We start from the raw sequence: 6,801 nt of genomic DNA, 5'->3' as shown, positions 1-6,801 counted from the left end.
GTCGTCGTCGCGCCGCTCGGCCCACGCCGTGAGCGTCATCGGGGCGGCCGGCCCGCCGGTGGGCTCGACGGCGCCGTCGGCCGTCGCACCGGGCTTCAGCAGGCCCAGCCGTACCCCGGCCGAAGCGAGCCCCGCACGGTGGGAGTCGTCCAGGCAGTAGACCAGCCGCACATCGCGCTCCTTGCCGCCGTCGTCGGCGGCGGCAGTGGCGGCGGCCGACGCGGTGACCGCCGTCAACAGGAGTCCCACGGTCACGGCCCGGCGCAGCGGCGCCGCCCGCCGGCTGCGCCTTTCCCGCTGTCTCATGCGCGCCCTCCCCGTCCGGCCGCTCCGGTGCGCCGGTCCTTCCTGTCTCGCGTGGCTGTCGTGTCCCGCCGTACCGGCCGTGCTCAGGTCAGGGAGTCCGGCCAGCCGGCCGGCTGGGGTTCGGCGGGTGCGGGGGGCCGTTCGCCGCCGGTCCTGCGGCGGCGGGCGCGCGGGCCGGACCCCCACAGCCGGGGCGGGTGCGCGAGCAGCAGCTGCGAGCCGCCGTAGAGCAGGTTGACGGTGACCACGGCGGGGCCGACGACGGCGACCGTGCCGGGGAAGTCACGTTCCAGGGTGAGCGCGATGAGGACGGCCGTGATGCCGTTCTGCTGGGCGAGACCGAGCGCGATCCGGTCCCGCCGGTCGAGACCGCGTACGAACAGCGGCATGACGAGCAGCGCCACCACCGCCTGGGCGGCGAAGGCCGACACCCCGAGCAGCAGTCCCGGCCACAGCCGGACGCCCTGCGCCAGGAAGAGTCCGAGGGCGAGGAAAGCGGCGAGGAAGGCGCCCGTGACGGCCCGGCCGAGGATCTTGTCGAACGCCGCCGTGCGGACGACGAGCCCGGCGACGGCCACGGCGAGCATCAGCATGTTCCCTGCGGCGACCAGCAGCATCGTCACCACCAGCAGCCCGGCGAGCAGGAGTCCGGCGCGCCGGCCCCGGGGCGCGGCGGCCAGGGCCGGGGCGGCTTTCCGCCCGGCCCACCACAGCAGCAGGACGACCGCGAGCAGGGCCGCGTTCAGCGCGAGCCCGGTCGCGTAGCCGCGCGTACCGCCGCCGGTCACGGCGGGCACGCCCGTACGGCCCGACGCCGTGTAGGCGTAGCCCGCCGCGTACAGCGTCAGCAGGACGGTCATCGGGTCGTCGAACGACGCCCAGGCGGTCAGCAGCGAACGGGCCCGGTCGGACATCTGGCCGCTGCGGCCGAGGGCGGCGACGGAGAGCGGGTCGATCTGGGCCACCGCGATCCCGAGGACCAGGTACTCGGGCCGGCCGAAGGCCAGCACCATGACGCCGGCGATGAGCGCCGCCTTGAGGACGACGCCGAGGGTCACGGCCGCCAGCACGCCGGCCAGGTCGGCGCGGAGCGCCTTGATGTCGATGCCGTAGGTGCTGCCGTAGAGCCCGACGGCGAGCAGGAAACCGGCGCAGAACACGTAGCCGGTCGTGCCGACCAGCGCCGTGGGGTCCAGTAGGAGACCGAGGGCGACGCCCAGGACCAGCGCGACCGCCCCGCCGAGCACGACGGGCGGCACGGGACCTGGCAGCGAGAAGGACCGGGCGCGTTCGGATGTCGCCAATGTCCCTCCCCCTCCCCCGGCGTGCGCGCACGCGCGCGACTGAATCGTATGGGGACGGAGCACCGGCGGAAAGCAGAACTCCCGCCGTTCACCCGGACGTTGGCGCTTTATGGCCCGTATCGACCTGATTGTGTCCGAGGGTGAGCGCGGGGCATCGCCGCCGGAGCGGGTCCCTCTGTCACGATGCCCGGCACCGGGGGCCGCCGAACCTTCAGGCGGCGACCGCGAGTCGTACGGTGATGCGCTTGCCGACGAGTTCGCGCCGTACGTCGAACCCGTCGCACAGCGAGAGGATGATCTCCATTCCGTGCTGGCCCACCCGGCCGGGGTCGGCGGCGCGGGCGAGCGGCAGCGTGGAGTTGCTGTCCCAGACGGTGATCTCGACCATGTCGTCGGCGAGTTCGAGGTCCAGCAGGCAGGGGCCGACGGCGTACTTGCGCGCGTTGGTCACCAGCTCGCTCACCACGAGCTGCGCGGTGCCGATGAGCCGGGCGGAGAGGGCTTCGCCGTAGCCGGTGCGGACCTGGGCGAGGAAATCCGCGGTGAAATGACGCGCCTCGGCGATCATCCCCGGTTCGCCGTCGAACGCGATGCCGCCCTTCGGCGACTGGCTCGCGGCTGCCGCTCCGCGTGTGCTGTTCAATGCAGTCCGCTCCATGGCTGCTCCCCCCAGAGACCCGCGCGGTCGGCGTGGGTAGTTTTTGCGACCACCGGCCGGATACCCCGTTACGGCCGGGCTAGGCACCGGCCCCCGGATCAGTTGAGGGCGCCCGCGCCGAGGAGGCCGAAGAGCAGCAGCCCGATCACGATGCGGTAGATCACGAAGGCGTTGAAGGAGTGCTTGGCCACGAACTTCAGCAGCCAGGCGATCGACGCGTAGGCGACGACGAACGACACGAGGGTGCCCACGACCAGCGGTCCGGCTCCGGTGCCGGTGCCGAGCGCGTCCTTCAGCTCGTAGATACCGGCGCCGGTGAGGGCAGGGATGCCGAGGAAGAAGGAGAGCCGGGTGGCCGCCACCCGGTCGAGGTCGAGGATGAGCGCGGTGGACATGGTCGCGCCGGACCGCGAGAAGCCGGGGAAGAGCAGGGCGAGGATCTGCGAACTGCCCACCAGCATCGCGTCCTTGAAGGTCGTGTCGGCTTCACCGCGCCGGTGCCGGCCCATCTGGTCGGCCGCCCACATCACCCCGCTGCCGACGATCAGTGAGGCCGCCACCACCCACAGGGACGCCAGCGGCCCCTCGATCAGCGGTTTCGCCGCGAGGCCGACGATGACGATCGGGATCGTCGCGTAGATGACCCACCAGGCGAACTTGTAGTCGTGGTTCTGCCGCTCGTCCTGGTGCGCGAGGCCCCGGAACCAGGCGCCGACGATCCGCACGATGTCCTTGAAGAAGTAGACGAGCACGGCGGCGATCGCGCCCACCTGGATGACGGCGGAGAAGCCGACGACCGAGTCGTCGTCGACCGGGATGCCCATCAGCCCTTCGGTGATCTTCAGATGGCCCGTGGACGAGACCGGCAGGAACTCCGTCACCCCCTCGACGGCTCCGAGAATCACGGCCTGGCCGATACTGATCACGCTCATCGGGTCTCTTTCCGGACAGCAGATGGTCTACCGCACTGTAGACGATCGCCGCGACCGGATCATGCCGGGGTGAGCCGGTCCAGCAGAGCCAGCGCTTCCCGTACGGTGCCGCGCTCGGCCCGGGTCCAGCGCTCCTGGATCTCCCCGGCCAGCCACTCGGCACGCGCCTGCGCCTGCCCCTGGACGAGTGCGCCGCCCGCGTCGCTCAGGCTGATCAGCTGCCTGCGGCCGTCGCCCGGGTCGGGGTCGCGCCGGAGCAGCCCGTGCCGGTCGAGCGCGGCCAGCGTGGCGGCCATGGACTGCGGGCGGACCCGCTCGACCGCCGCGAGATCACCGGCGGACGCGGCGCCGCCCGCCAGCCTGCCGAGCACGGAGGTCTGCGCGGGGGTGAGATCGTGGGCGCCGGTGACCTCCTGGAGCCGGCCGCGCAGCCGGCTGAGGACCACCCGCAGTTCGTGTGCGGTGAGCGAGGACCGCTCGGTGATGTCCTCGGGCGTCTCGTCCATGCGGTCACCCTAAGCTGACGGATCGGGCCGAAGGGTCCAAGCCGAACGAGGGAGCGGATGTGCGGCGCATCGAGGTGGCGCAGCGGCGCGCGAGACTGGCGGTCCGGCACCGGCTGGCCGGTGCGGCGCGTGCGGACGATCCGGTGGAGGTGGCCCGCGACCTGGTGGCCCTGCACAGCACCGACCCGTCGTCGGTCCATGTCGCGGCCTGGGTACGGATGAACGACGGCGCCGCCGATGCCGTGGAGCGCGCGCTGTACGAGGACCGTTCGCTGATCCGGCTGCTGGGGATGCGCCGTACCGTCTTCGTCACCTCGCTCGACGTGGCCCCGGTGCTGCAGGCCGCCTGCTCCCGTACGGTCGCCGCGCGCGAGCGGCGGAAGCTGCTGGGTTATCTGGCCGAATCGGGCGTGGCCGACGACGAGGCCGGGGTGCTGAGCTGGCTCGCCGGTGCGGAGGACGCCGCGCTGCGGGCGCTCACCGCGCGCGGCGAGGCGACCGCGGCCGAACTGGCCGGTGACGATCCCCGGTTGAGCACGCAGATCGTGCTGTCGCGCGGCAAGAGCTACGAGGGCCGGCAGAACGTCGCGAGCAGGCTGTTGCTGCTGCTCGCCGCCGAAGGCCGGGTGGTACGCGGCCGGCCGCGCGGCTCCTGGACCTCCCACCAGTACCGCTGGGCGCCGCTGACCGACTGGTTCCCCGGCGGGCTCGCCGAGTGGGACGCCGAGGACGCCGAGGCGGCACTGGCCGAGCGCTGGCTACGGGCCTTCGGCCCCGCGACCGCCGAGGATCTGAGCTGGTGGGCGGGGTGGACGAAGACACAGACCCGGCGGGCGCTGACCCGGCTCGCACCGGTGGAGGTGGAGCTGGGCGACGGCGGCGGTACGGGGCTGCTGCTCGCCGACGACCTGGCGGACACCCCGGAGCCCGAGCCGTGGGCCGCGCTGCTGCCCGCGCTGGACTCGACCCCGATGGGATGGCACGAGCGCGGCTGGTTCCTCGGCGCGCACGGGCCCCGGCTGTTCGACCGGGCGGGCAACATCGGGCCCTCGGTGTGGTGGAACGGCCGGATCGTCGGCGGCTGGGCGCAGGACGGCGCGGGCACGATCGTCTGCCGCTTCCTGGAGGACGTCGGGGCGGACGCCGAGGCCGCCGTGCGGGCGGAGGCGGACCGGCTGGCGCCGCTGCTGGCCGGCGTACGGCTCAGCCCGCGCACCCGTGGCCGTACCTGGCTGGAGGACGAACTGGCCGCCGGATAGAGCCGGAGGCAGGGGGCGATCAGGCGGGGCTCAGGCGGGGACGGCCGCTTCGACCAGCGTCGCCGCCATGGCGCGCGCGTCGGCGGCGACACCCACCGGGTCGTGGTCCAGCCGGGCGGCGACGGTCGCGCCGTCGGAGACGAGCGTCAGGTTACGGGCGAGCTGGTCGGGGTCGGCGGCGCCCGCCTCACGGGCCAGCTCGGTGAGGAGCCGGCGGCGGTCCTGCCGGAAGGAGTCGGTGGCCTCCACGACCGGGCTGCCGGGGGTGGCCTCAGCGCTCGCGTTCGCGAAGTGGCAGCCGTTGAAGGCGGGGGCGACGAACGTCTCGGCCAGCAGGTCGAACACGCCGACCAGCCGCTCGCGCGGGGTGTCGTAGTCGGCGGCGAGCCGGGTCGTCATCCGCTGCGCCCAGCGCTCGTGGCGCCGTTCGAGATAGGCGCGGATCAGTTCGTCCTTGCTGCCGAAGGTGTTGTAGAGGCTCGCCTTGGCCACGCCCGCCTGGGCGATGACCCGGTCGATACCGACCGTGCGGACACCTTCTCCGTAGAACAGCTCCTCCGCCGCATCGAGCAGCCGCTCGCGCGCCGTCGTTCGATCCGCAGACTTCGTCGCCATGCGCCAACGGTACTAGACAGGTCTGTATGGTGGCAATCGCCGGGCGCGCCGCCGGGCAGCGGGCCGACGGCCGAAAGGGAGAATCGCGGAGTGACCGAATCCTCAGCGGGCGCCGACCACTCGGGTACGACAGCGGGCGGCGCCGACGCGCACACGCCGTTCCGTTCCTTCCTGCGTACGGAGACGGGCAGCGCGGCCGTGCTGCTCGCGGCCGTCGTCGCCGCCCTCGTCTGGGCCAACATCAGCCTCGCGTCGTACGAGACCGTGTGGCGGACGGATCTGGCGCTGCGCCTCGGCTCGTACGGCGTCACGCTGGAGCTGCGCGAGTGGGTCAACAGCGGTCTGATGGCGGTGTTCTTCTTCGTCGTCGGCCTGGAGGCGCGCCGCGAGTTCGACATGGGCGAGCTGCGTGAGCGGCGCCGGGTCGCGCTCCCCTTCGTGGCGGGGATCTGCGGGATGCTGGTGCCGGTCGGGATCTTCCTCGCCTTCAACGCCGGGCACGACACGACGCACGGCTGGGGCGCGGCGATGTCCACGGACACCGCGTTCGCGCTGGGCATGCTGGCCCTCCTCGGCAAGCGACTGCCGGCCGCCGTACGGATGTTCGTGCTGTCGGTCGCCGTCGTGGACGACTTCGTGGCGCTCGTCGTCATCGGGGTCGCCTACAGCGACCACATCGTCCTGCCGGGGCTGCTGGTGTCCGTCGGGGCGCTGGCCGTCGTCCTGGTGATCACCCTCGCGGGGCTGCGGCGCGGCGGGGCGTACGCGCTGCTCGCGGTGGTCGCCTGGGTGGCCATGCTGGAGTCGGGGGTCGACCCGATCGTGGTCGGTCTGGCGATGGGACTGCTCACCTACGCGTATCCGGCGGCCCGCAGCGATCTGGAGCGGGCCAGCGGTCTCTTCCGGCTGTTCCGCGAGCAGCCGACCCCGGAGCTGGAGCGCTCGGCGCGGCTGGGGCTCGCCTCGGCGATCTCGCCGAACGAACGGCTCCAGCGGATGTACCACCCGTGGAGCAGCTATGTGATCGTGCCGCTGTTCGCGCTCGCCAACGCGGGCATCCGGATCACCGGGAGCGAGCTGGCGAACGCGTTCACCTCCCCGATCACGCTGGGCATCCTGTGCGGCTTCGTCGTCGGCAAGCCGGTCGCCATCTTCGGGGCGTCCTGGCTGGCCACCCGGATCAGCGGCGGCCGGCTGCGGCCGCCGGTCGGCTGGGGCGCG

8 protein-coding genes are annotated in these 6,801 nt (G+C 73.0%); 2 read left to right on the top strand and 6 right to left on the bottom strand.

What is annotated here, in order from left to right; translation table 11 throughout:
* The 5 genes from HY68_RS44040 to HY68_RS24275 form a co-directional block, all read right to left on the bottom strand.
* The coding region (locus HY68_RS44040) for a hypothetical protein (protein WP_198533331.1) at positions 1 to 306 on the bottom strand (306 nt) is incomplete at its 3' end.
* An 83-nt stretch (positions 307 to 389) separates the two neighbouring features.
* A complete protein-coding gene (locus HY68_RS24290) occupies positions 390 to 1,610 on the bottom strand; it encodes a hypothetical protein (protein ID WP_078863755.1) in 1,221 nt (406 codons plus the stop codon).
* A gap of 211 nt (positions 1,611 to 1,821) precedes the next feature.
* On the bottom strand, positions 1,822 to 2,253 hold the full coding sequence (locus HY68_RS24285; RefSeq protein WP_241778667.1) for an ATP-binding protein: 432 nt from the start codon (positions 2,251 to 2,253) through the stop codon (positions 1,822 to 1,824).
* Between the two features lie 113 nt (positions 2,254 to 2,366).
* Positions 2,367 to 3,200: an undecaprenyl-diphosphate phosphatase gene (locus HY68_RS24280; RefSeq protein ID WP_041992225.1), complete on the bottom strand. Its 834-nt coding sequence runs from the start codon at positions 3,198 to 3,200 to the stop codon at positions 2,367 to 2,369.
* 59 nt (positions 3,201 to 3,259) lie between these two features.
* The gene (locus HY68_RS24275; RefSeq protein ID WP_041992223.1) at positions 3,260 to 3,706 is read right to left on the bottom strand and encodes a MarR family transcriptional regulator; all 447 of its coding nucleotides are present in this window, start codon (positions 3,704 to 3,706) and stop codon (positions 3,260 to 3,262) included.
* Between the two features lie 68 nt (positions 3,707 to 3,774).
* Here HY68_RS24275 and HY68_RS24270 point away from each other — a divergent pair, with 68 nt between their 5' ends.
* Entirely contained in the window at positions 3,775 to 4,965 is a 1,191-nt protein-coding gene (locus HY68_RS24270; RefSeq protein WP_107070219.1) for a winged helix DNA-binding domain-containing protein, read from the top strand.
* 30 nt (positions 4,966 to 4,995) lie between these two features.
* Here HY68_RS24270 and HY68_RS24265 read toward each other — a convergent pair whose 3' ends face one another.
* The gene (locus HY68_RS24265; protein WP_041992217.1) at positions 4,996 to 5,580 is read right to left on the bottom strand and encodes a TetR/AcrR family transcriptional regulator; all 585 of its coding nucleotides are present in this window, start codon (positions 5,578 to 5,580) and stop codon (positions 4,996 to 4,998) included.
* Between the two features lie 90 nt (positions 5,581 to 5,670).
* On the opposite strand from HY68_RS24265, the gene nhaA reads away from it, so the two are divergent.
* Positions 5,671 to 6,801 (top strand): Na+/H+ antiporter NhaA (gene nhaA / locus HY68_RS24260; RefSeq protein WP_041992214.1); only part of this gene is annotated, 1,131 nt, incomplete at its 3' end.

This window comes from Streptomyces sp. AcH 505, assembly GCF_000818175.1.
In the GTDB taxonomy this organism is placed as follows: domain Bacteria; phylum Actinomycetota; class Actinomycetes; order Streptomycetales; family Streptomycetaceae; genus Streptomyces.
Note: the sequence above shows the minus strand (reverse complement) of the source record. Positions and strands in the feature narration are given on the sequence as shown.